16 protein-coding genes are annotated in these 22,549 nt (G+C 65.2%); 6 read left to right on the forward strand and 10 right to left on the reverse strand.

All coding sequences use genetic code 11. From position 1 onward, the window contains the following. Positions 1-31: 31 nt before the first annotated feature. The 4 genes from H5P28_RS14885 to H5P28_RS14900 all read left to right on the forward strand — a co-directional run bounded on the left by H5P28_RS14885 (position 32) and on the right by H5P28_RS14900 (position 3,919). Entirely contained in the window at positions 32-928 is an 897-nt protein-coding gene (locus tag H5P28_RS14885; protein ID WP_185676501.1) for a PfkB family carbohydrate kinase, read from the forward strand. Positions 929-1,253: 325 nt separating this feature from the next. After that, positions 1,254-2,531: a glutamate-5-semialdehyde dehydrogenase gene (locus H5P28_RS14890; protein ID WP_185676502.1), complete on the forward strand. Its 1,278-nt coding sequence runs from the start codon at positions 1,254-1,256 to the stop codon at positions 2,529-2,531. Between the two features lie 369 nt (positions 2,532-2,900). Continuing rightward, positions 2,901-3,533 carry a hypothetical protein gene (locus tag H5P28_RS14895; RefSeq protein ID WP_185676503.1) on the forward strand — a complete coding sequence of 211 codons (633 nt, stop codon included), beginning with the start codon at positions 2,901-2,903 and terminating at the stop codon, positions 3,531-3,533. Beyond that, positions 3,533-3,919, forward strand: a complete 387-nt coding sequence (locus H5P28_RS14900) for a nuclear transport factor 2 family protein (protein WP_185676504.1) — start codon at positions 3,533-3,535, stop codon at positions 3,917-3,919. The genes H5P28_RS14895 and H5P28_RS14900 overlap by 1 nt, the downstream gene beginning before the upstream one ends. Before the next feature lie 73 nt (positions 3,920-3,992). Here H5P28_RS14900 and pssA read toward each other — a convergent pair whose 3' ends face one another. Both pssA and H5P28_RS14910 read right to left on the reverse strand, forming a co-directional pair. Then, positions 3,993-4,862: a CDP-diacylglycerol--serine O-phosphatidyltransferase gene (pssA, locus tag H5P28_RS14905; protein ID WP_185676505.1), complete on the reverse strand. Its 870-nt coding sequence runs from the start codon at positions 4,860-4,862 to the stop codon at positions 3,993-3,995. 67 nt (positions 4,863-4,929) lie between these two features. Then, positions 4,930-5,280 carry a type II toxin-antitoxin system RelE family toxin gene (locus H5P28_RS14910; protein WP_185676506.1) on the reverse strand — a complete coding sequence of 117 codons (351 nt, stop codon included), beginning with the start codon at positions 5,278-5,280 and terminating at the stop codon, positions 4,930-4,932. Positions 5,281-5,393: 113 nt separating this feature from the next. Here H5P28_RS14910 and H5P28_RS14915 point away from each other — a divergent pair, with 113 nt between their 5' ends. After that, complete coding sequence (locus H5P28_RS14915) at positions 5,394-6,386, forward strand: hypothetical protein (RefSeq protein ID WP_185676507.1); 993 nt, start codon at positions 5,394-5,396, stop codon at positions 6,384-6,386. A gap of 96 nt (positions 6,387-6,482) precedes the next feature. Beyond that, positions 6,483-7,964: a mechanosensitive ion channel family protein gene (locus H5P28_RS14920; protein WP_185676508.1), complete on the forward strand. Its 1,482-nt coding sequence runs from the start codon at positions 6,483-6,485 to the stop codon at positions 7,962-7,964. Positions 7,965-7,991: 27 nt separating this feature from the next. Here the strand turns inward: H5P28_RS14920 and H5P28_RS14925 are convergent, their stop codons facing one another. The 8 genes from H5P28_RS14925 to H5P28_RS14960 form a co-directional block, all read right to left on the reverse strand. After that, complete coding sequence (locus H5P28_RS14925) at positions 7,992-8,705, reverse strand: MotA/TolQ/ExbB proton channel family protein (RefSeq protein WP_185676509.1); 714 nt, start codon at positions 8,703-8,705, stop codon at positions 7,992-7,994. Positions 8,706-8,728: 23 nt separating this feature from the next. Beyond that, positions 8,729-9,640 (reverse strand): hypothetical protein, encoded by a 912-nt coding sequence (locus H5P28_RS14930; RefSeq protein WP_185676510.1) that lies wholly within the window; start codon positions 9,638-9,640, stop codon positions 8,729-8,731. After that, positions 9,637-12,534 (reverse strand): tetratricopeptide repeat protein, encoded by a 2,898-nt coding sequence (locus H5P28_RS14935; RefSeq protein WP_185676511.1) that lies wholly within the window; start codon positions 12,532-12,534, stop codon positions 9,637-9,639. Before H5P28_RS14935 ends, H5P28_RS14930 begins: the two co-directional genes overlap by 4 nt. Before the next feature lie 69 nt (positions 12,535-12,603). Next, positions 12,604-13,704, reverse strand: a complete 1,101-nt coding sequence (locus H5P28_RS14940) for a DUF4159 domain-containing protein (protein WP_185676512.1) — start codon at positions 13,702-13,704, stop codon at positions 12,604-12,606. A 2-nt stretch (positions 13,705-13,706) separates the two neighbouring features. Then, positions 13,707-15,269, reverse strand: coding sequence for a HEAT repeat domain-containing protein (locus H5P28_RS14945; protein WP_185676513.1), 1,563 nt, complete (start codon positions 15,267-15,269; stop codon positions 13,707-13,709). Beyond that, positions 15,269-17,446 carry a vWA domain-containing protein gene (locus H5P28_RS14950; protein WP_185676514.1) on the reverse strand — a complete coding sequence of 726 codons (2,178 nt, stop codon included), beginning with the start codon at positions 17,444-17,446 and terminating at the stop codon, positions 15,269-15,271. The genes H5P28_RS14945 and H5P28_RS14950 overlap by 1 nt, the downstream gene beginning before the upstream one ends. Next, positions 17,446-20,577: a hypothetical protein gene (locus H5P28_RS14955; protein WP_185676515.1), complete on the reverse strand. Its 3,132-nt coding sequence runs from the start codon at positions 20,575-20,577 to the stop codon at positions 17,446-17,448. The genes H5P28_RS14950 and H5P28_RS14955 overlap by 1 nt, the downstream gene beginning before the upstream one ends. Then, positions 20,570-22,549 (reverse strand): vWA domain-containing protein, encoded by a 1,980-nt coding sequence (locus H5P28_RS14960; RefSeq protein ID WP_185676516.1) that lies wholly within the window; start codon positions 22,547-22,549, stop codon positions 20,570-20,572. The genes H5P28_RS14955 and H5P28_RS14960 overlap by 8 nt, the downstream gene beginning before the upstream one ends.

Below are 22,549 nucleotides of genomic sequence, written 5' to 3' on the forward strand. Positions count from 1 at the left end.
GGGTATTTAGGGTATCGGCATCTCCGGCTCTATGGACAACCCGCACTCAACCACTTCCTCCCTGCTCGTGACGGGCGGGCTCGGTCTCGACACGCTTGTCATGCCCGACGGTGAGGTGCGCCACGAGATCGGCGGCTCGGCCTGGTTCGCCTCGCTGGCGGCGGCGTTTTTCCTGAAGCCGCGCCTCCTCGGCGTGGTGGGCGGTGATTTTCCGCTGGCCGAGCGCGACCGTCTGGAATCACTTGGGGTGGATACTGCCGGGATGGTCGTGCTCGCGGACGAGAAGACCTTTGCCTGGAAATGCCTTTATCACGCGGACCCGGACAAGCGCAAAACCCTGGAACTGCACCCGAACGTGGAAGAGTCCTACCGCCCGCGCCTGAGCGAAGCCGAGCGGCGCTGCCCGTTTCTGCTGCTGGCCAACATGCGGCCCGACTTCCAGCGGCGCGTGCTCGATCAGATGGCGGGCGAACCGTTTGTCGCGCTCGACACCATTGACTTCTGGATCCGCGAGCGCCGGAACGAGCTTTTGCAAATGATCCGCCGGACCCGCCTGCTCCTGCTCAACGACGAGGAAGCCACCCTCCTTACCGGCGAGCCGGACCCGCACCGTGCTGGTCGCGCCCTGCTGGCGCTCGGGCCGGAGTTTGCCGTGGTCAAGCTCGGTTCGCGCGGCTCGCTGGGCTTTGCGCAGCGGGAGGATTGGCATGTGCCCGCGCAGTTGGTGGAAAATCCGGTCGATCCCACCGGGGCCGGGGACAGCTTCGCCGGGGCGCTCATGGCGACGCTGGCCGTTGCCGAGAAACGTGACGCCGCCGCCCTCCGCGTCGCTATGGAGGCCGGGGCGCGCATTGCCGCGATCACCGTGCAGGGCTTTTCCGCACGGGCGCTGATCGCCGGGTTGGAGAGGGAACGAGCCGGAGGCTGACGTTTTCGCTTTTTTAACCACGGATTTCCCGGATGCCGCGGATTATACCATTTGAAACCTGAAATGGTAAAATCGGAAAGTATCCTGTCCTTGTTGCTATTGTTAACAGGAAGGACGGGAAGTGAGGAAGGCAACATCTCCGAATGAGCTTGTCGTTCTTTCCGGCCTTCCTGTTAAATCCCAGCCTCTGTACGCGGTAGCCATGCGATTTCCCCGAACGCTTGTCCCCAAATGCAGGATCCCGGCGCCGCTCGGGAAGGGCCATGTCCGGCTTGCGTTTTGGGGAAGTGAGCGGTAGGGTGGCGGTTTTTATCGAGGCATACCCATGAAGGAGACGGACAGCATCCACGAACTGGTTGAAGGCATCGCCCGGCAGGCCCGCGCGGCCGCCTTGCAGACGGCTGTGCTCAGCACGGAGCAGAAAAACCGCGCCCTCAACATCCTTGCCGATCTGATCGAGGAAAACGCGGCCCTGCTCCTGAACGAGAACGCCCGTGACCTTTCGACCGCGCGTTCGCTGGAGTTGGCCAAGCCGATGATCGAACGGCTGACCTTTACCCCCGAGCGCATCAAGGCGATGGCCGCCGGTGTGCGCGAGGTGGCCGCGCTGCCCGATCCGGTGGGTGAGGAGCTGGAGCGCACCGTGCGCCCGAACGGCCTCGACATCCGCAAGGTGCGTGTGCCCATCGGCGTAATCGGAATTATTTACGAGTCGCGCCCGAATGTGACGGTTGACTGCGCCGTGCTCTGCCTCAAGAGCGGCAACGCCTGCATCCTGCGCGGAGGCAAGGAGGCCATCCATTCGAACCTGGCGTTGGCCGAGCTCATCCGCCAGGCCCTGCAAAAGTCCGGGCTGCCCGAGCACGCCGTGCAGATCATCCCCACGACGGACCGCTATGCGCTCAACGAGCTGCTCAAACTCAGCCAGTACGTCCACTGCATCATCCCCCGTGGCGGCGAGGGGCTGATCCGCTTTATCACGGAGAACAGCCGCATCCCCGTCATCAAGCACTTCGATGGCATTTGCTCGGTCTATGTGGACAAGGCCGCCGATCCGGCGATGGCCGTCGCCGTCACCGTCAACGCCAAGACCCAGCGCGTGAGCGTGTGCAACGCGGCGGAAAATCTTTTCATCCATCGGGCTTGCGCGCCTGAACTGTTGCCCGCCATCGCCCGCGCCCTGAGGGAGAAGGACGTGGAACTGCGGGTGGACGACAGGGCGGCGGCGATTCTGGAGCCCGCGGGCATCCCGACCGTGCCCGCGACTGAGGACGACTACCGTACCGAATACCTGGACGCGATCATCGCGATCAAGGTGGTGGACTCGGTCGAGGAAGCTATTACGGACATCAACCAGTACGGCAGCGGGCATTCCGAGTCGATCATCACCGCCGACGCGGAGGCCGCCCGGCTGTTCCTGGCCGGGGTGGACGCCTCCACGGTTTACCACAACGCTTCGACCCGTTTCACCGACGGTAATGAGTTTGGCCTGGGCGCGGAGATCGGCATTTCCACCGACCGCCTGCACGCTCGCGGCCCGATGGGCCTGCGTGAGCTGTGCACTTACAAGTACCAGGTCCACGGTACCGGCCAGATCAAGTAAAGCCGTTTCTCACGCGTTTTGATGCTCAAAGATATCAAACAGGAAGGGCGGAAAGTAAGGAAAGGGATACCACCTGTTTTCCTTGGCGTGCGTTTCGTGCTTCCTGTTTAATCCCTTGCTTGATCAAGGCGGTTGGTCGGTAGATCCCATTTCTGTGGAGAAACTGTATAAGGGCGGGGGCATATCCTTCCTTACTTTCCGCCCTTCCTGTTAAACTCTTTTTGAATATCAAAAAACGGGCGGTGTGGCCTGAGTTGCAAGTTCTCGTGGGGTTCATTCTTTCTGCGTGTGCCAAGTGGCCGCATTTTATAATGCCAGCGAGGTCAAAGACGCTTGGCAAGGCCGGGCCGGGCGCTCACAGTGTGGGAAATGGAATGGATTCTCCTAGCCGTTGTCGGGGGCGCGTTCGTCATCGTGTGCGTGGCCGCCGTTATGACCCACCTGCGCAATTTCCGTAAAATGGAGGTGCAGATGCGCCAGCTTGGCGAGACGCTCGGGCTGGAGTTGACGGTTCCGCCCGCCTCCATGCTGGGGCTCTACCGGCGTAACCCGACGCTCTACGGCCGCTTCCGGGGGCGTGAGATCTCGATCTTTCCCAAGGGCTACGGGCTGGACAACACACGCCAGACGGATATCGCCATCCGGGTGGCGACCCGTGCTCCGTCGAAACTGCGCTTCACCGTTGCCCGGCAGAAAGCGCTGGCCAAGCTCGGTCAGGTCGGGCGGCTCAAGTACACCCCGACAGGCGATCCCGATTTTGACCGGGAGTTTTCCATCCGCTCCAACGATCCGGAGAAAGTGGCCAGCTTCTTCGGCCGCGAGCGCCAGCGGGTTTTTGAAACCGAATGGGTCGAGGGCAACGGCTTTCTCGAACTCAGCGACGGGACCCTGACCTATCTGGAGTTCGGGCTACCCTACGACGAGAGCAAGCGGCTCGTGCTCGAACACATGGCGGTGCGCTGCTGCGACCTGGCCGAGGAGCTTGACTTGCTGCGCGGTTAATGGAGGGCCCCGAATCCCTGTTGGAAACATACGGGCGCGCGGTCAACGCCCGAGATGCTGCCGCCGTAGCCGCGTGTTTCGCCGCCGGGCACAGCTACCGGGTTCACGGGCTGGGCGACGGCGCCAGCGCCTGGAATTCCAAGGCCGCCTCCACCCCCGCGGCGATTGAGGAGGAGTACCGGCGTTTCTTCGAATTGGTGGAAAGCTTCGAGGCCCGCTACACCGACCGCATTGTGGACCTGCCCGGCCGCAGTATTGCCTGTGTCGTGCGGGTAGCCGGTAAGAACCGCGACGGCTCGACCTTCGACATGGCCAACGCGCTGCACCTGGCCTTCGACCCGGATGGCAAAATCAGCGTTTTCCGCAACTGGTACGGCTGCGCCTGAGCTCAGGTCGCTGGATGCTGCGCATCCGGACGGGATGCCTTTGGAGAAATGCCCCGAGTGCCTGCTGACGCGCTCAGGCTGCGGGCGCTTCGGGTTCGTCGGCTCCTCTGTTTTTGCGGTCCCGGCGACGATGCTGCATGCTCTTGAACAGGCCCCAGAAGATGTAGAGCAGGAATACGATCGCGAAGGAAAAGCGCCAGAACTGGAACATCAGCGCGACCAGAATAATCAGACCAATAAAGTACCGGACCTGCAAGTGTGTCTGCCAGCCCACGTGCTTGAACGACGGGTAGGGGATGAGGCTGATCATGAGCCAGGCGATGAGCAACATCAGCGGCGGTAGCAGCAGGGAAAATGCCTTCAGGTCGAAGTTGAGGATAACCAGCACGAGCGAGGCCACGGTGCCAGCGGCCATCGGAGCCGGCAGCCCCAGAAAATCATCCGCCCGGGCGTGGGCCGAGCCGATGTTGCCGGGCGGGATGTAGGGGTTGGTCAGCACGTTGAAGCGCGCCAGCCGCACCCCTGCGCACAGCAGGTAAATAAACCCGATCAGCCAGCCAATCTGACGGAAAAAGGGATAGCCGTTGGTGGGGTCGAGGATGAGGAAAAACATCATCAGCGCCGGGGCCATCCCGAAGGAAACCACGTCGGCGATGGAGTCGAATTCCTTGCCGAAGAGCGACTCGCGCCCGCCCAGCCGGGCCACGCGTCCGTCCAGAGCGTCGCAAAACGCAGCCCCCAGGATGAAGAATACGGCCTCGGTGAAAAGCCGGGCGGGGTCTTTATCCTCAGGCGCGTACTTGCCCTGGATACACCAGATGATGGCCAGAAAGCCGAAGAAAAGGTTCCCGGCGGTGAAAAGATTGGGCAGGATGTAGATCCGGCCCGCCTCGGCGGTGTCTTTCCAGAGGTTATCCTGTTTTTCCGTGGGCTGTTCGGACATGGTGAGAGTTTACAGAGGGTGTCCCGGCGCGGGCATGGCGGTGTATGCGTGCGGCTTCGGTGGCGTCTTATTTATAGAGGCTTTCGATGTACTTCCAGAAGGACTGGTGCTGCTCGACGAGCGTCTCCTCCTTGTACGGGAGCTTGAAGCGGAAAATGAAGTCCGCCAGCGAGTGCTGGTGGAGGATGTAGTGGCTATAGAGCGTGTCGCCGCGCTGCTCGAAGTAGATGCGGAACTCCCCCGCCCGCAAGCGGTAATAGGTGCGCCCGTCCCGGATGAAGTGTCCGAGTTCGTCTTTGGGGTGCGCCAATTCCTCGCTGGTGAGGCTGGTGAATTTTTCGATGAGCGGCATCTGAACCTCGATACCGAGGTTGTTGAGTTCGCTCATGGCCTGTTCGCTGAAGTTGACCTGATACATGGTCGTGGATGCCGGGTATTTTCGACGCTTCCGCGTCGAGTGCAACTTTTAATGCCGCCAACGGTTTACCTGATCAACACCGGGCAACTCCCCCGCCCAACCCTCCAACCATTATGAAAATACTCAATCCTCTCGTACTGCTTGGCCTGGCGGGGAGCCTGTGCGCCCCGCTTGCCCTCCACGCCCAACCGGCCTACGGGCCACGCGGTTATGAATACGCCGGTCCCCGGGCCGGGCAAGATGACTTCTCCGGGCCGAATGCCCGGGGGAACGGTTTCTATCCCGGAGCGATGAACGCCCCGGCCCCCGGACCGCAGCAATCCTACGCCCCGGGCCCGCGTGGCCAGCAGCGCGGATACGGTCCCCGTCAGGCCTACGGGCAAGCTCAGGGTGGCCAGCCTCAGGACTTCGGTCCCCGGGCGATGGGTTTCAACAGCCCGCAGGACAGGAACTTCGCCGCCATCCCCGGCCAATGGGCCATGCGCCCGCAGTTCGACTCCCGTGGGCAGGCCCCAATGGGCAGAGCGTCGTTTGAAGCCGGCTTCCAGGGGCAGCAGGCCGGACCGCGCGGTTATATGCGCGACATGAGGTCGCCGTCTTTTGCCCGTCAGGGTGGCCGTCACGGCGAGTTTGGCCCCGAAGCGAACGCCGATGGTGCCGGTTACGGTTTCGAGTCGCAGCAACGCCCGCAGGGGCGGCAGCGGGGAGGGCACATTGCCTACCGCCAGCAAACGACTGCGTTTTACGGTACCTATGGCCCGATGCCCGACCGCCCGATGAACGTTGCACCCCAGTCGGGTCCGCAGAATGACCGCGGCCAGCGTTGGCACAAGTCCTCTGCCCGGTATGGCGATGAAGGCGGTTTTTCCGCCCGGAAACAGGCCTCGAATACCTCCGCCGCAGCTTGCCGGGAATGCGGGCAGTCCCGCGGCCAGCCGCAGGAGCGGGTCGCCCGTCAAGCGCAATCCCGTCAGGGAGAGGTCAGCGAAGTGCCTGCCCGCGAGGTTCGTCAGGGCCGTCGGAGCCAGGTGCCTCCGTGGTTCCAGGGTGAGGCGTCGAGTGAAGACGCGGGTGCCGCGCATGAAAGCGGGCCTGTTTCCCGATGATTCATTCAGTCGTCCATACCCCATCAAAAGGGCCTCCGCTTTGGCGGGGGCTTTTTTGCTTTCGGCTTCGGGAGGGCGTGCTATACCCTTCGACGTATGCACTCTCTGCGATTTTTGTGTCTGATCTCCCTGTTTCTCTCTTCGCTTACGCTGGTGGGGCAGGATGCGGTGGAAATGCCTCAGGCGCCGCAGGCCAGTGAAGCCCAGCAGGAGCAACCGGCCCAGCCCGCCTCAGAAGAGGGCGAGGGGAGCGCATCCGGCGTGGTCGGCCTGGCCGCCGCAGCGGCAACGACGTCCGAAGCCATCAAGAACGAGCAGAAACCGTCCTCGCCCGTGGGCCAGGAAGCCGAGGGGGAAACCCGCAAGCCGGGCCTCTTCCACAACCCCGAGCAAAAGCTCGAGCATATCGAGGCTCCGTTCAAGCTGGAGGGCGGTATCTGGAGCGTGACGGTCTTTGGCATTACGACTGGCGAGTTGACGGTGAGCTTCGTCGTCCTGCTCTTTGCGGTTGTTTTCCGCAATATCATCGCGGCCTTTATCTTCCGTCGCTTGCGTGTGCTTACGACCAAGACGCAGTTCGACTTCGACGACCAGGTCATTGACGCGCTGGAGAAGCCCGTCTCGTGGTTCATCCTGTTTATCGGCATCTACGTTTCGCTGGCCATTCTGCCACTGGACCCGAGCATCGGGCTTCTCATCCAGAATCTCTTCCACGGCTCGACCATGCTGCTCATCGTGTGGGGCATGCTGCGGATGACCGATGTGGTGGCGGTTGTCCTGAGCCGCCGGATCAAGGATACCCGGTCCGCGCTCTTTGGCTTCATCCCGCTGCTGAAGAAAACGATGAAGGCCTTTATCCTGTGTGTGGGCCTGCTCATGGTGATCGACAACATGGGCTACAACGTCGCGGGTATCCTGACCACGCTTGGTCTCGGTGGTGCCGCCATCGCCCTGGCCTCGAAAGACACGGTGGCGAATTTCTTCGGCTCGCTTATGATCGTGATGGACCGCCCCTTCAAGGTCGGCGACTGGATCATGGTCGGGGACAAGGTGGACGGCGATGTCGAGTCGATCGGCCTGCGCTCGACCAAGGTGCGCACCTGGCCCAAGACCGTCATGTCCATCCCCAATTCCATCCTGGCCAACGAGTACATCAATAACTGGTCGCGCATGCCCAAGCGCCGCGTGAAGCAGTATGTGGGCGTCACTTACGAAACCAGTGCCGAGGACATGGAGGGCATCGTCGAGGACATCCGCAAGCTCCTGCGTGAAGACGAGGGTGTGCAGCAGGATTTTATTCTCGTTAACTTCACTGACTTCGGGGACAGCTCGCTGGATATTCTCGTGTATTACTTTACCACTACAACTGCGTGGATCGAGCACATGGACATTCGCCAGCGCATCAATTGCAAGATCATGCGCGCCGTCAAGGACCGTGGTCTCTCCATCGCCTTCCCCACCCGCTCACTCTACCTGGAGGGCGAACTCGCCCGCCGCATGGCCGGAATGAACACCCCCTCGGAGGGGGCCTCCGAAGGTCGCCTGCCGGGCGACTTCGGTCCCAACGCGCCGATGTGAACTTTTGCCTGGGGAGTGCGGGTATGGTTAAGCCCCGGCTTCCCCGGCCAGTTCATCCACCAGGTCCGTGGCGCACTGCGCGGTGGCGATCATGCGAGCGCTCAAGCGGTTTCTCATCACGAAATAGGCCACCATGGCCGGGATGCCGATGACCAGTCCGCTTGCCGTGGTAATCAGCGCCTCGCCAATACTTCCGGCAAAGGCCTGCGGCTGGCCCATGCCGATGCGCTCCATGGTCTGAAACGCGCCGATCATTCCGCTGACTGTGCCCAACAGCCCGATCATGGGCGCGGTGGCCGCGATCACGTTCAGGTAGTTGACGGGGCGGTTGATGGTGTTTTCCTCGGCCTCCAGGCACTCGATGAGCAGGGTCTCGACCTTTTCCCGGTTCGCACCGGGCAGTTCGGGCCGGGCCTTGCTCAGTGCCTTGGCGAGCGAGCGCCCCAGCACCGTGTCGCTGGTGCTGAGCGTCTGCCGCGCGGCGTCAATATTTCGGTTGCCCAGATGGACGGAAATTTCTGGTAGCGATGCGTCGGGGATGAAGCGCTTTCGCATGGTCTCTCGCCAGGCGTAGAAGATGAAAAAAAACATCAGCAACGAGCACAGTCCAAGCGGCCACATGGCCCAGCCGCCCTCGCGGATCATGGTCCACAGGCTGCTGCCTTTTTGCGCGGGGGCGGCCTGGGCGAAGGCGGACAGCGTGCTGAATAAAAGAAAGGCGGCGGCGGTCAGGCGTTTCATGATAAGAAAAGGTCAAATGCGAATCAGCGTTTGGAATCAGTTTCGCGGTCCTTGGGGACAGCAGGTGCGGAAAGTTCGCGGTAAACGGGTTCCAGCTTGGCAAGTCCTTCGTCCTGGGGCCAGCCCAGATGACGGGCCAGCATCTCGCCCGCCAGGGCGCGGGCCTCGGCCTCTTCTCCGAGGGCCTGCGCGGAGAGTATCGCCACTGCGTAGCAGTGTGACAGGTAGGCCATCGGGTACTGGCTGGAAAAGGTGACGGGCGTGAGGGCGCGGGTTAGGGCGGATTCGTATTCGCCCGCGTCGTAGTCGAGGCGGGCGAGGATGTACCAGCCCAGCGCGGAGTCGCCGTAAAGGGGGCGGGCGGTGGTCCAGGTTTCCGCAAGCGCCCGTGTGTCGTCCTTGAGGGGAAGGTTGTAGTGGCCGAGCAATACAAGGTCGTCCAAGCGGTTCCGGACTTCGGGCGCGGAGGTATATTCAAGCAATGCCTTGGCCACGCCGACCGATAAGTACGGGTCGCCCGCCTCCCTCGCTGTTTCGACTAAAGTAATAAAATAGGCCCGATCTTTCTCTGAGAGAAAGCCCAGGTACGCCCCGCGCTGGCGGTAGAGCGCCTCCAGGATGGGCAGCGCCTCGGCCGTGCGCCCGGTGGCTAAGAGCTCCTCGGCGGCGAGCTTACTCTCGCCTCCGGGGAAGTCGATCCGCTCGACTTCGTCCGACGTAAAGGTGTACTCGGCCTGCCCACCCGCGTGGGTCCGGATAAACGTGAGCGAGCCCTCCTTTACTCCCGCAGCCCGGCCCTCGTAAACCTGCCCGGTGCGAAGGACAAGTACCTGTGTGCCGGACAGATCGCTGAGCGTTGCCATATCGTTCGTCGTTTGCGCGGGCACGAGCGAAGCGGCTGTCCAGGCAAAAAAGAGAGCAAGGAGTTTTCTCACGGCGTGGCCTCCGTTTGTGGCGAGTCATCTTCGATAGTTGTGTATCCATTATTGGATACGGACTGACGAAGTTGCTCTATCAGTTCGCGAGCTTGGGTGTATTCCGGTGCTTCGGATAGGCGAGCGTCGCTGGTCATTTCCTCCAGCGTGCGGAGGGCGGCCCCGTTGTCGCCGATGGCCTGGAAGGCCAGAGCACTCTGCCAGTAGGCGCGGGCCAGCAGGTCCGGGTAGGCGCGGTACAGGGTGTAAACTCGCTGATAGTAGGGAATGGCGTGGGTATGGTTTCCTTGTTGACGGGCGATGTCGGCCAGCGTGAGCAGGGCTTCGGCGTGGGGCCGGCCACGCCCGGCGGGAGATTGTAGTTGTTTTTCCAATACGTATTGCGCGGCGTCCGGCTTGCCCATGTCAGCCAGCACGCGAGCGTGCAGGAGGGCGGCTTGTGGAGCTTCCGGTGAGAAAGGGGTTTCGGCTTCGAAGCGGCGAAGCCATTTATCAGCGGCGCTATTGTCGCCGGAGCGGGCAGCCAAACGGGCCAGCCCGAGAAGTGCGGTGCCGTTGCGCTCGCTACGCGGATAGGCTTTCAATTGGTGGGTGAAGTAGTCCTGCGCATCCGGACTGTTGAACTCGGCCAGCAGGGCTCCGAGCGTAGAAAGGCCTTCGGCGTCGAGGTGGTCGATGGGGACTTGCTCGACAGTCTGGAAGAGCAGCGCGTCGGCCCGGTCGGCGCGGCCTTCGCGGCGACTGAGGCTCGCAAGGTAAAGCGCCAGTCGGGAAGCGCGTGTCAGTTCTTGGCTGTCAAGGGCGGCGTTGCGCTCATCCTCCAGCCATTGAGCGAAAGTGGGGCTTGCGAGCAGGGAGCGGGTTTGGGCATCCGGGGCGAGGCCAAGATCGATGTCGCCCTGCTTTGCGCTTACATACAGGCTCTCCAGCGCTTGAAGCAGCGGGGCGATTTCTCCGGCTGCCGGGTCGTCGCCGGTGCGCTCCAGCGCCGATATGAACTGCGGGAAACCCGCCGCCGGGTCGCCCTGGCGGGCCTTGGCCCAGCCGATCCAGTAGAGGGCTTCGGCCAGGCGGGGAAGTTGGGCTTGCCGGGCTTCGTTCGCGTAGTTTTTAAAATGTGAAATCAGCTTGTCATAATTTTCTGATACGCGATAGATCTTTCCGGCTTGGAAGGTGGCGTAGCTGTAGAGTGCGCCGTCTTCCGGCGTGAGGGTGGCGAACTGGGCGACCGCCGCGTCGAGGTCGCCCAAGCCCATCAGGGTGTCGCCGAGCAGGACGCGGACGGCGGCGGCGTGCGGATCGGCGGGGTGGTCTTCGAGGAAGGATTCGAGCGCTGCCTTGGCCTCCGTGTAGTTGCGCATCGAATACAGGGTGGCGGCGCGACGGTAGGCGGCCTCGCTTCGAAGAAATGGAATGGGAGATGAAGCCAGCAGATTATCAAACTCCGCCAGTGCGGCCAGGTAATTGTATTCAAAAAACCATGACATACCTGTCCATAGACGGGCGCGTTCGGAGAGCGTGCCTTCTGAATGGTCCGCGATGACGGAGGAGAAATCCTCCCGCGCTCCGGTGTAATCTTGGGCCAGTACCTTGGCGTAGCCCCGGCGGAAGCGCCAGTGCGGCTGGCGTTCGTCGTCGGGGTATTGGGAGATAAGGCGGTCGAGCGCGGTGATGGCCGCCGGGGTGTCATCGCTTTGCAGGAGGGCCTCGGCGCAGAGATAGAGCGTCGCGGGGGCGAGCGGGTCGCCGGGGTAGGCCAGGAGAAAGGCGTCTGCCCGGCGCAGTGCCAGCGGCCAGTCCTGGCGGGCCTGAGCGCAGAGAATCCAGCGGTAGTGGGCCTGGGCGCGAAGGGTGTCGGGCAGTGAAATATCGGCAGCCATTGCTCCGAAAATCAGCCCGGCTTCGCGGCTGCGATTGTCACGCAGGAAGGCTTCGCCGAGGCGCAATTGCCAGGCGGGGGTATAGTCCTGCGAGCGTTCGAGCTCGGCCAGTTCGGCGCGGACTTTTTCAATCAGCCCGCCGAAGTATTCCTCCCAAAAGGCGGCGTTCTGAATTCCCTGCGGGTTGCGGCGAGTACGCTCCTCGCGGATCTGTTCGAGTTGGACGAGGCGGGCGCGCTGGAGTTCGATCAACTGGGCGCGCGGGGGGACGTTGCGGTAGGCGAGAATGGCGTCGGTGGTGCGTCCTGTTCGGGAAAGATAGTCTCCGGCGCGCAGCCCGGCGTAGGCGAGGACGGCCAGCTCGGGCATGGTGGTGATGGCCCACGGTTCACTGAGGAGAATGTCGGCGGCGCGTTCGTCGTGGCCGTAAGCCTGAGCGGCCTGCACGGCGCGAAGCCGGGCCTGGGCGCGGAGGGTCGGCGGGACGCGGGGGCTGGCGGCAAAGGCCAGCAGGCTGTCGAGGCCGGTCTGGGTGTCCCCGGTGGCAAAGGCGAGGTCGGCCTCGCGCAGGACGCTAAGGAGGGCCTCGGGGCGGTCGGGGAAGCGCTCGCGGTAGCGGCGGTAGGCGTCAGCGGCGCGGGTGTTTTCGCCCAGTTCCTGACAGGCTTGCGCCAGCCCGAAGAGGACAAAGGAGGCCTGCGCGTCGTCGCCGGGATATGTTTCCAAAAAGGTTTCGTACAGTTCGGCGGCGCGGGCGGGGTCGCCGTTCATGCGGGCGGCGTGGGCCCAGACCGGGAGGAGCCTTTGCTCGATTTTCCGGTAGGCGGGCTCATCAGCGTAGGTTTGGGCGAGGGCGGAAAAGCCGTTGGCGGCGCGGGCGTAGTCGGCCTGCTCAAAGGCGGTGACAGCCTCCTGAAGCGTCGCTTCGAGCCCCTGCTGACGTGTGACGAGCTGGGCGCGCAGGCCGGTCCCGCCGAGCAGGGCCAGCGCGGTCAAAAGAAGGGCTGCCCGCACGCGATTCACTATCGCGCCAGCTTTACCGGGCCGGGCCGGGCGGGCAAGCGGGAAAGCAGGCTGTGTCGGCTACTGGGTGTAGGCGTAGACGAAAATGTTGACGCCGAGCTGGGTGTAAAAGCTGTGCGCGTAGTCGCTGATCTCCTGCGTGTAGTAGTAGCGGAAGACGCGCCAGTCGCCGTCGGGCTCGTGGACCCAGGCGGGCATGGCCTCCTCCTGGGTAAAGATCTGGTCCTTGCGGCCGTCTTCGCGGGTGACTTCGTAGCTGGTGCCGGTGTAGGCGGCCTCGGAGAGGCGTTCGGAGAGGCCCTCGGCCCCCTCGCGGATGCGGAAGCCGATGAAGGTCGTCCACTGGCCGAAGTCGTTTTTACCCCAGCCCATGGCAAGGATGGGCATGGCGAGGACAGCGAGCCGACCGTTGACGGTCAAGCCCATGGCGGCGTAGGTGCCCTGCGGCCACTTCTCGTTGACGACGTAGTCGCGCACCGTGTCGGGCAGGACGGAGGCGTCGGGCAGCCCCGAGTAGAAGGCCCGGAACAGGGGGTGCGAACGTGGCAGCGGCAGAAACGCCTTGTCGGGGTAGATTGAGGAAAACGCCTCCTCCAGCTCCGGGGTGACGCGCCACTCGGCGAAGCTGTGCGATTGGCCGTACTGGGCGCTGTCGCGCAGAAACGACGGGGTGATACCCGCGTCGATGTAGATGAACCCGCCCCGGTCGAGGTAGGCGCGGAGGGCTTCCTTTTCGGCCTCGGAGAGGGTCCAGTCGCTGCGGTCGGCGTAGTTGACGTAAATAAACGGGTGCTCGAAAATTCGCGGGTCGTCAAAGGTCTCGATGTAGAGCGGGTCGGGGTCGAGCGGAAGGGTGGTTTCCTTGTTCAGCTCGGCCAGCAGGGCGGTGAGGCCGTCGGGGTAGTTGCGGCGCAGGACGTTGCCCTGGACGAGCTGGATGACCTGGGTAGGCTCGGGCGCGAGGAGGTTTGCCGGGGCGGCGGCAGAAGCGGGTTGGCTGGCGGTGTTGGCGTCGGGGGCCGGAGTGGGGGCGGCGGACACGGCGGAGGCCTTGGCCTGTGCGGGGGGCGCGGGCGCGGCAGGCGCACCCTGCGCACCGGAGTGGGGGGCGGCGAGAAGGAGAGCGGCGGCTACAGCCAGCCAGGTAAAGGCGTTGTTCATGCTCAGGGGGTCTCCTTGGATTGCCCGGCGGCGGATTTATCGAGATAGATCTGAATGAGCGGCGTCAGCGGGGACTTGGGATGATGCTGGATGTACTGGCGGAGCGCGCTGGGGCCGCCGGGCATCTGCGTGCGGATGATGAGGTCGGCGGCGTTGCGCTGAATGAAGGGGTCTTCGTCCTCCAACGAAGCGGTCAGGATGTCCTCCCAGCCGTCGAGGCGGCGCTTGGCGATTTCTTGCAGGCTTTGCTGGCGGATGGCGATTTCCTCGTCCAGGAGCAGGTCGAACAGGATGGCCTCGACGGCTTCTTTGTCCTGCATGGTGCCGGTCATAAAGACCAGGGTCTGGCGCACGTCGGGGTAGGGGCTCGCGAGCATGGTGTCGAGCAGTTCGGGGGAGGCATTTGCGCCCTGGCGCTCGTAGTTGCGCAGGGCGGCGGCGCGGACCTCCGGCGAGGGGTCGGCCAGGAACTGCACCCCCTGCTCGGGATTGTCTCGGGCGTAGCCCAGGTCGAAAAACAGGTCCACGGCCTCGCGGCGCAGGATGGGGTCGTCGAGCTGGGTCAGGGTGGTGATGTGGGCGGGGGTCCGCGAGGGGTGCTGGCGCAGGAGCTGGAGGAAGCGCAGAGCCTGTTCCTGCTTGAGGCGTTTTGCCTGGAGGCGAGAGTTAAGCTCGTCAAAAACCGCGTCCGCGCCCTGCGAGCGGAAGCGCCCGAGAAGGGCCTCGGCGGCGATTTCGTCATCCTCGTCCTGGCTGAGCAGGCGCAGCAGCTCAAGCTGCGCGGCGTCGGGCTTGAGGGCCAGTTCACGGGTCAGACGCAGGCGTTCGATACGGCTGCCGTTCTCGATCCAGCGTCGGGCTTCGCGGTTAAAGGACGCTGGCTCGGCGAAGCGGGCGGCCAGGCCGACGGCTTCGAGCCGGACCTGCGCGTCCTCGTCGCTCATGAGCGCGAGGAAGGTGTCCCCGGAGACGGGCAGGTTGAGGTAATAGTAGTTGGTTAAAAGGTTACGGCGGACGATGACATCTTCGTCCAGATAGGCGTCCATCAGGGTTTGCTGGACATCTGCGGGGACGGCGAACTGCGTGCCCGGCTGCAGGACTTCGGTGGCGCGTTTGACATCCATCATGGCGGGGATGGCGGCGGAGGCGGTGCGTCGCAGTTCCACGTCCTCGTCGCCGATGGTCCGCAGCACGGGCACGACGGCTTCGGCCGGGGCCCCGCGGTTCCACTCCATAACGGAGACCAGCGCGGCGCGGCGCACGCGCACGGAGTCATCGCCGAGGGCCGCGATGACGGCCTTCTGGGCTTGGGCGACGGGGTACTTGCCCAGCAGCATGACGGCCCCGGCGCGGAACTCGCTGTTGCCCGAGTGCAGATCGGCCAGGGCGCGGTCGATGGTGGCCTGCTCCTCGGCGCTGAGCTTGGGCGGGGGCAGGAGGCTGGGCGGGAAAAGGTTGCGCGGGAGGTTATTGCGGCCCCCGCCGGTCTGGGCGCACAGCGGAAGTGCGGCGACGGCCAGCGCGGTCACGGCGAGAAGTCTTTTGATGGAGGCGCGGGTAAACATCAGGTCAGGCCGGCCCGGCGGCGCAGGATCCATTCGATCCCGGCGGCGAGCACGAGGAGGAGGGCAAAGGGCAGGTTGCGGGTCCAGTGGACGCGGGATTCGCGCATCGGCACATCGGCCCGGAGGGGGATTTGGTCGAGCTTGTCCACGTCGCGCCAGCTTACGTACTCGCCGCCGGAGACGCGGGCGAGGTCGCGCAGTTCGCGTTCGCGGAAGGCAAGATCAGCGTTTTCGCGGCCCAGATGGGCACCGGCGAACCACGCTTCCTGGCGCAGTTCCTCGCCGTCGGGGAAGCTGACCCGGTATTCGACGCGGGCTTCGCCGGGCTGCTCAAGCGCAGCCGTTCCCTGATAGCGACCGGGTCGGGCGGGGTCGGGGACGAGGTTGACGGGCGGGCCGGGCTCGCCGCCGTCAGGGGTGAGAATGGCACTCACGCGGGCGTCTTCGGCCGGGCGGAAGTCCGGCCCGCGCACGTCCACATCAAGGGCGACGGGCTCGTCCACTGCGACGATGGTTCCCTGAAGGGGCATTTCCAGCCGGGGTTTGCCGCCGCTACCGAGCCAGCCCAGCAGGTAGCGCCAGAAAAGCTCGTGCTGGCGCTGGCCGTGCTCGCTGCTCATGCGCCAGCGCCAGGTGGCGGCGGTGCCGAGGTAGGCCACGCGGCCTGCGCCATAGGCGTGGACGCTGAGCAGGGGCAGGGCGTTCTGGCGGATGGCCAGCACGGTGCGCGCCCCCCGGGAAAGCTCCGTCGCGACAAAGGCCGTGCGGCCCTCGGGCAGGAAAAGCGGCGGCGGGCGGAAGAGCGATCCTCCGGCCAGCGCGGTGAAAACCGGGTCGGGGGTTAACTCCAGCGGGGTTTGTTTCGGGCGCGCAAGCGTTTCGCTCTGGCGGACCGGGAGCAGGTAGCGCAGGTCGGCGGGGAGGTTTTCCGGCGGGCCGAAAAAGACCACACCCCCGCCGCGCAGGGTGAGGAAATCGAGGAGGGCCTGACGCTCGTCCTGGTCCATCTCGGCCACGGCGGCGGTCTCGACGATGAGCGCGCTGTGCTCTACAAGGCGCTCCCGCACGGCGGAGAAGCCCGCGTTTTCGTCCTGCGGCTTGTCCTCGAACCCGAGATAGGCGAAGCGTTCGTCGCTGATGCGGATGACGGCTCGCAGGTCCCAGTCGGGGTCTTGCCGGAGCGTCTCGCGCAGGAAGCGGTAGGTGTCGTTGAGGTGGCTGCTGAGGTAGAGCGCCTTCATCACGCGCGGTTCGGCCACGTCGGCGGCGGCAAAGGCGAGGTCGTTGCTCTGGTTGCGGTCGTCGGGGACGGGGTCGGCCAGCCGGGCGCGGTAGTTGTGGAAGCCGGAGCGCTCGGGCACGGTGGTGGCCGGGACGTGGACGGTTTCGCCGGGCTTGAGCGTGACTTCCTGCCGGATGAGCACGGTCTCACCGTCGGCGATTTCGACCGTGGCCGTGACTGTTTGGGAAAAGGTGCCGGTGACGGCGGCTTCCAACTCCAGCGGCTCGCCCACGAGGGGTTCGGCGGTGCGAACGGAAAGCTCCACCGAGGCGTCGCCGCCGCGGTTTTCATCGCCCACCCCGATCACGGTGACCGGCGCTCCGGCGTCACGCAGGGCCAGCGCGGCGTCCATCAGCGGCATGCCTTGCAGGGAAATCCCATCGCTGAGCAGGACCAGCCCACCCAGCGGCCCCTGGGCCGAATCGCGGGCCAGGACTTCCTCCAGGCTGGAGCCGATGGCGGTCTGGCCGCTTTCGAGGGTGAGCCCGGCGGGCGGCAGGGGCAGGAGCCGGTCGCTGAAGGCGTAGGCGTCGAGTTGGTGATAGCGCCGCTGGAGGCGGCTCATTAAATTATCCGGTGAATCGGTGGCCACCTGCGCGGCGGCGAAGTCGATCCGCGCCTGCCCGTCGAGATCGCGGGCGTGCATGCTGCCGGAGGCGTCCGCCAGCAGGGCGAGCCGGAAGCCGTCCGCGTCGGGAGCATGGCGGACCCAATACGGGTTGAGCGCCAGCAACGCGGCCATCACCACGGCGGCAAGCCGCAGCAGGAGGCTGGCCCACCCCAGTCCGTGCGGCAACTCGCCACGCTGCGCCCGCGCCAGCCGGATGAGGGCGGCGATCAGGAGCACGGTGGCCACGAGGACGGCCAGCGGCGGGAGGGGAGAGTCGAAATGCATCAGGGTTCTTCAGCCAGGTTTTTAAAATATTCCTCGACCAGCGAGCGGTACTTGTCCGGTGGTGGGGCCGACTGGCGCTTGTAGTTGACGCGCTCCTCGATCAACTGCTGGCGCAGGTACTGCTGGAGGATCGTCTGGGCCTGATTGAGCAGGGCGGCGGCTTCGCCGGGAGCGCCCTCGCTGGAGCCTTCGCCACCGCCGGTGGGGGCGGACATGCGCTCGCCCAGCTCGGTCAACTGGTCGTTTTTGAGAATCTTGCCCGCCTGCTGGAGGTCGGTTCCGAGCTTGCCGGCTTGCGGTTGGCCCGATTCGCTTTCACCGGACTTGCCCTCGCCGGGGCTACCGCCTTTTTGCTCACCCTGAGTCAGGCGCTGTTGCTCTTTGGCCACGCGGTCCATCAGCTTTTGGAGGCTGGCGGCGGACATGGCGGGGACCTGGTCGCGGGCGTTGCGCAGCCCCTCGGCAAAGGCTTCCAGGCCCTCGGCGGCGTCGCCTTGGAGCTCGCCCGCCTTGCCGTAGCGTCCATAGAGCAGGGCGTTGGCGGAACGCTGCATGGTGGCGTCGGTGCGGGCCTGGGTGGCCTCGCGGCTGGCGCGGGCAAGTTGCTCCCCGGCCTGGGGAAAGGCATCGCTCATCTCGACGGCCTGGCGCTGGACCTCGGCCATGAGCCGGGCGTACTCCTCGTTGAGTGCGAGTTGTTCCTCGCGCAGTGCGCCTTTGGCCTCGCCTTCGCCCCCGGCGGCCTCGGCTTCGCCGCTTGCCTGTGAAGCCCCGGCCTGGCGTCCGGCCAGACTCTCGGCTTGCGCGGCAAGCTGCCCCATCGCTCCGGCGGCGGCTTGGCGGACTTGTTCGTCGAGCATACCGGCGGCGTTGAGCAGGGACTCGCTGGCACGGGCTCCGGCTTTGGCGGCCTGGGCGGCTTCGCCGCCTTCCATCGCACCGGAAGCAGCCTGCATGGTGCGCACGGCCTCGGAAATTTCATGCCGGATCTCGGCCATGTCGGCCTCGCCGATGAGGGAATCGGCGGCTTCGCGGGCCTCCTGACCGAGCTTCTGCTGGGCCTGGCTGAGCTGGGTGCGTTCGCTTTCGCCGGGGCTGAATCGCTCGGCCCGCTCGTAACGCTGGTTCTGTGCGGACTGGTCCTCGGCCAGGCGGTTGAGCTTGTCCATCAGCTCGCGCATCTGCTGCATGCTCATGGCGTTCTCACCCTCGCCGTCCTTGGGTTCGCCCTCGGACTGGGCGTTGGGCTGCTCGGAGGGGCTGCCCTGCCCGCCGCCACCGGAGGGCGGCATGGTGGCCTTGAGAAAGCTCTCAAGCTGCACGAGGTTGCTCAGGGCCTCCTCCTGAAAGGGAATGGAGGCGGTCAGTCGGTCGGCGTTGATCTCCTCCTCGGCCTCGGCCAGGCGCTTGAGCGCATTGTTCATCATCAGGAAAAATTCGCCTCCCTCGACCTGCATGAGCAGTTGGCCGATATCGGCCAGCAGGTTGCGTGATTCGGTCTGGACCTTGTTCAGGTCGGCCCCGAGCTCCTGCCGGGCCTGCGTGCGGGCTTCGCCGTCGAGCAGGCCGGTGCGGTAGGTCTGGCGGATGACGCGCTTCAACTCCACGATGAGCGCGCGCAGGTCGATTTCTTTCTTTTTGGTCTCATCGCCGCCCTGGGCGTCGCCGGACTCGGGCTCGGGGCGGTCGAGGTCCTTGAGCACCTCGACGAAGTACAGGTCGCTCTGGGTGACGTTCGGGACCGGTTCGCGGTTATCGGTCACGGTAAAGTAGTACGAGACCACGTCCCCGTGCTCGACCCCGAACTGCGGGATATCGAGCTGGGTGAGGAAGTTTCGCTCCAGCAGCGGCTCGCCTTGTCCCCGGGCGGTGAATACCTCGCGGGGGCGGCGGGGCAGGCCCGAGACGGAAACGTGCAGCTCGACCCGGGCGATGCCGAAATCGTCCGCCGCGTACAGTTCCAGCGGGAGGATGTTGTCGGGCTGGGCGGTGGTGTCCTGTGCCGGGTCCACCACGTCGGCCACGGGCGGCTCGTCCGGGGTCACGTCGATCTGATAAGTCTCGGTGACGGCCTTGCGGTCCTCGACGTTGACCAGGGTGAGCTGGTAGTCGGTGTCTTTGGTCGCGGTAAAGCTGATGCTGCCCTCGAAGGGGAGGGTTTCCTCGCCCAGGCGCAAGGAGGTGCGGGTGCGTGGAGTGGTCTCGACGGTGAGTGTGACGGCGGTTCCCTCGACCGGGAACAGGTCCAGCAGCTTCGAGAACTCCAGCGTCTCGCGCCGGGTGTAGGCGGGCGGTTCGAGGTGGATTTTGACCGCTTCGAGCCGGGGCGGGTCGTAAACCGTCACCGTGTAGGCGGGCGAGCGCAGCGAGGAGGTCTCGACCCGGTAGGCCGTGTCTTCCTGCAAGTCAAAGAGCGTGAACTGCCCGTTGCCCTGCTCGTCGAGCATCATCGGGTAGCGTACGTCGCGGCCGTTTTCGCGTAAAACAATGTGCGGATCGCGCTCCCAGCGGTTGATTTTCGCGGTGATGGTGAGATCCGAGCCGCGCGGGGCTTCGGCGTCGCCGGGCTCGACGAGGAGACCGGTGGGCTGGCCGCTGAGCCGGTCGCGCTGGTGGTAGCTGGCTTTGCTGTAGAGGCTGCTCTGCTGGCTGGCCTGAAACAGCATAAAAGCCGCGATCACGATAAAGACCGCCGCCAGCGGGTGCAGCCGCCGGGGCAGGGTGGCGGTCCGGAAAACAATGGCCTCCGTATCGCGCTCGACCTGACGGATAAGGGCCTCCTCCAGCGGGTTAAAGGGCGCACCCCGTTCCAGGATTTCGACGGCGGTGGTGAGGTTTTCCCGCAACTCGGGGTGACGGCGCTCGACCAGCCGGGCCAGCATGGCAACCGTCGGTCGGCGGCGCAGGATGACAAGGATGCCCCCCACGAATGTCACGCCTGCCACCAGCGTGAGCACGTTGAAAAAGAGCCACGCGGTACGCTCCTGCCAGGGGGCGGCGTACACATCCAGCCCCGACCCGGCGAGCACGGCCAGGCTGAAAGCGCCCAGCAGGCTGAACACGAACAGCACCAGCATGAGCACCAGCAGCATTTTGCGCTGGAATTGTAGCTTGTGGTAAAACTCAGGCATGGGCGGCCTTTCCCTGGGGGCGTCGTCGGCGCGGCGCGGCCAGCAGTAGCTCTGCCAACAGGCACAGGAGCGCCCCGGCAGCCAGCCACGGCCAGAGAGAAATCCGCCCGGCTACGCCCTCACCTGCGGGTGCGGCGGCGGAAGGACTGGCGTTGGCGGCGGGACTGCTCATGAGGGCGCGGACATCGCTGAGCATGGTGGACTGGTTGATCGACTCGCTGCGGGCGACGTTGACCTGGATCATGTGCGGCCCGAGTGCGGTCACGCCCGGCTCGGCGCTGACGACGGGGGCGACGGCTCCGGGCGGGAGCGGGAAATCGGCGGGCAGCGGCTCGTCCACGGTGAGGCGGATCACGGTGTCGTCGGCCTTGACGGCCTGGGCCAGCGTCTCCCGCAGCACGGGCAGGAAGGCGTTGCGCAGGGGCAGGTCGCTCCAGCGGGCGTCCAGGCTCAGGGCGCTGATCAGCAGCTCACCCTTGCCGTAGGTCTCGCGCAGCAGCAGCGGGTCGCCGCCTTCGGTGGCCAGCAGGACGGTGGCGTTGGCGTCGGGCTGGAGTTTCACGTACTGGTAAATCTCGGCCAGATAAAGGTCGCGGGCGGAGTCGCCGGTAAAAACCTCCGCCAGCGGGCTGCCGGGCTCAAGCGTGGCGATGCGGAAGGGGTCGCGCTGGTCGCGATTACGGCCCGGTACGCCGAGAAAAGCCGTCTTCGTCAGCCCGGACTCGCGCAGGAGCCGGAACTGCCGGGAAGCAGCTTGCCCCGGCGTGATGAGCGCCACGCCGCCCCCGGCCACGTAGTCACGGAGCAGTTCGAGCTGCACCTCGTCGAGGTAAGCGGTGGTGGCGGGCAGGTAGAGCACGTCGATCAGGTCGGCCACGGCCGAGAAATTAAAGTCCGGGGCCGCGCCGTTGACGGTGAAGGCAGGGGGCATGTTCTCGCCGCTGGCGCTGAGCGCCTTCTGGACAAAGGCCACCTCCTCCAGTTTCTCCTGCTCCTGGGGGCCGGGCAACAGGGCTACGACCTGTGCGGGGGCGGGCGCGCCGAGCCAGACGGCGAAGCGGTTGTCCCCGGCGTAGGCGTCGTCGGGCAGGGTGATTTCGCCCGACTGGTCCTCGGGCTGATCGATTAAAAAGGCCACGGTCTGCGTCTGGCCGGGGGCAAAGGAAAGGGCTTGCGAATCCGTCTTACCGTCGTGGAGTAACCCAATAGTGACATTCTGTCCGGTTTCGGCGTCATTGCGGACGCGGGCCATCACACGCAGGCGTCCGCCGGGGGCGGGGTAAGCGCGGGCGTCGAGAATGGCGAGGTTGGGCCGGTTGAAGTCGCCCACCTGGATGGCTTCGACTTCGACCCCCTCGTCGAGCCGGGGCCAGGCCGGGCTCTGCCAGGTGCTTTGCTGGAAGTCGCTGATCAGGATAAGCTTGCGGGGGCCGTCGGGGCCGAGTTCGCGCAGGGCGGCCTCAATGGCCGGGGCCGGGTTGCCGGTTCGCTCGCCCGGCGGGAGGTCGGCCACGATCTGCTCCAGTGTCCGGGCGGGGGAGCCGACGGGGACGGTGGCGAGCACCTCGTCGTCAAAGATGACCAGTCCGGTCGGGTTGCCGGTGTCGGCGAGGGATTTGACGGCCTTTTGGGCTTCTTCCCAGCTCCCCCAGCCGTGCATGCTGGCCGAGGCATCGAGCACGATGACGGTGCGCTCCTCCCCGGTCGCGGCCAGCGGGGAATCCGCCGGGGGCGTCCAGACTGGTTGGGCCAGCGCCAGCACCGCAAGCGCTATGAAAAACAGCCGCAACAGGAGCAGGAGCAGGTCACGCAGGCTGCGACGCTTGTCGCGCGGAAGCTGTGAGGGGCCGATGAAGCGGACCGAGGGGAAGCGCAGGGGCCGGGCGCGGGCGCGATTGACCAGATGGGCCAGCAACGGCAGGGCGAGGCCGGCCAGCGCGACGAGCAACAGCGATTGTCCGAAGCCGAGCAT

This window comes from Ruficoccus amylovorans (genome assembly GCF_014230085.1).
In the GTDB taxonomy this organism is placed as follows: Bacteria; Verrucomicrobiota; Verrucomicrobiia; order Opitutales; family Cerasicoccaceae; genus Ruficoccus; species Ruficoccus amylovorans.

Bases quoted from the DNA above. Each gene is read 5' to 3' on its own strand.
- H5P28_RS14960 (WP_185676516.1), bottom strand. From the start codon at position 22,549: ATGCTCGGCTTCGGACAATCGCTGTTGCTCGTCGCGCTGGCCGGCCTC.
- H5P28_RS14900 (WP_185676504.1), top strand. From the start codon at position 3,533: ATGGAGGGCCCCGAATCCCTGTTGGAAACATACGGGCGCGCGGTCAAC.
- H5P28_RS14940 (WP_185676512.1), bottom strand. From the start codon at position 13,704: ATGAACAACGCCTTTACCTGGCTGGCTGTAGCCGCCGCTCTCCTTCTC.
- H5P28_RS14955 (WP_185676515.1), bottom strand. From the start codon at position 20,577: ATGCCTGAGTTTTACCACAAGCTACAATTCCAGCGCAAAATGCTGCTG.
- H5P28_RS14890 (WP_185676502.1), top strand. From the start codon at position 1,254: ATGAAGGAGACGGACAGCATCCACGAACTGGTTGAAGGCATCGCCCGG.
- H5P28_RS14915 (WP_185676507.1), top strand. From the start codon at position 5,394: ATGAAAATACTCAATCCTCTCGTACTGCTTGGCCTGGCGGGGAGCCTG.
- H5P28_RS14895 (WP_185676503.1), top strand. From the start codon at position 2,901: ATGGAATGGATTCTCCTAGCCGTTGTCGGGGGCGCGTTCGTCATCGTG.
- H5P28_RS14950 (WP_185676514.1), bottom strand. From the start codon at position 17,446: ATGCATTTCGACTCTCCCCTCCCGCCGCTGGCCGTCCTCGTGGCCACC.
- H5P28_RS14925 (WP_185676509.1), bottom strand. From the start codon at position 8,705: ATGAAACGCCTGACCGCCGCCGCCTTTCTTTTATTCAGCACGCTGTCC.
- pssA (WP_185676505.1), bottom strand. From the start codon at position 4,862: ATGTCCGAACAGCCCACGGAAAAACAGGATAACCTCTGGAAAGACACC.
- H5P28_RS14885 (WP_185676501.1), top strand. From the start codon at position 32: ATGGACAACCCGCACTCAACCACTTCCTCCCTGCTCGTGACGGGCGGG.
- H5P28_RS14910 (WP_185676506.1), bottom strand. From the start codon at position 5,280: ATGTATCAGGTCAACTTCAGCGAACAGGCCATGAGCGAACTCAACAAC.
- H5P28_RS14920 (WP_185676508.1), top strand. From the start codon at position 6,483: ATGCACTCTCTGCGATTTTTGTGTCTGATCTCCCTGTTTCTCTCTTCG.
- H5P28_RS14945 (WP_185676513.1), bottom strand. From the start codon at position 15,269: ATGTTTACCCGCGCCTCCATCAAAAGACTTCTCGCCGTGACCGCGCTG.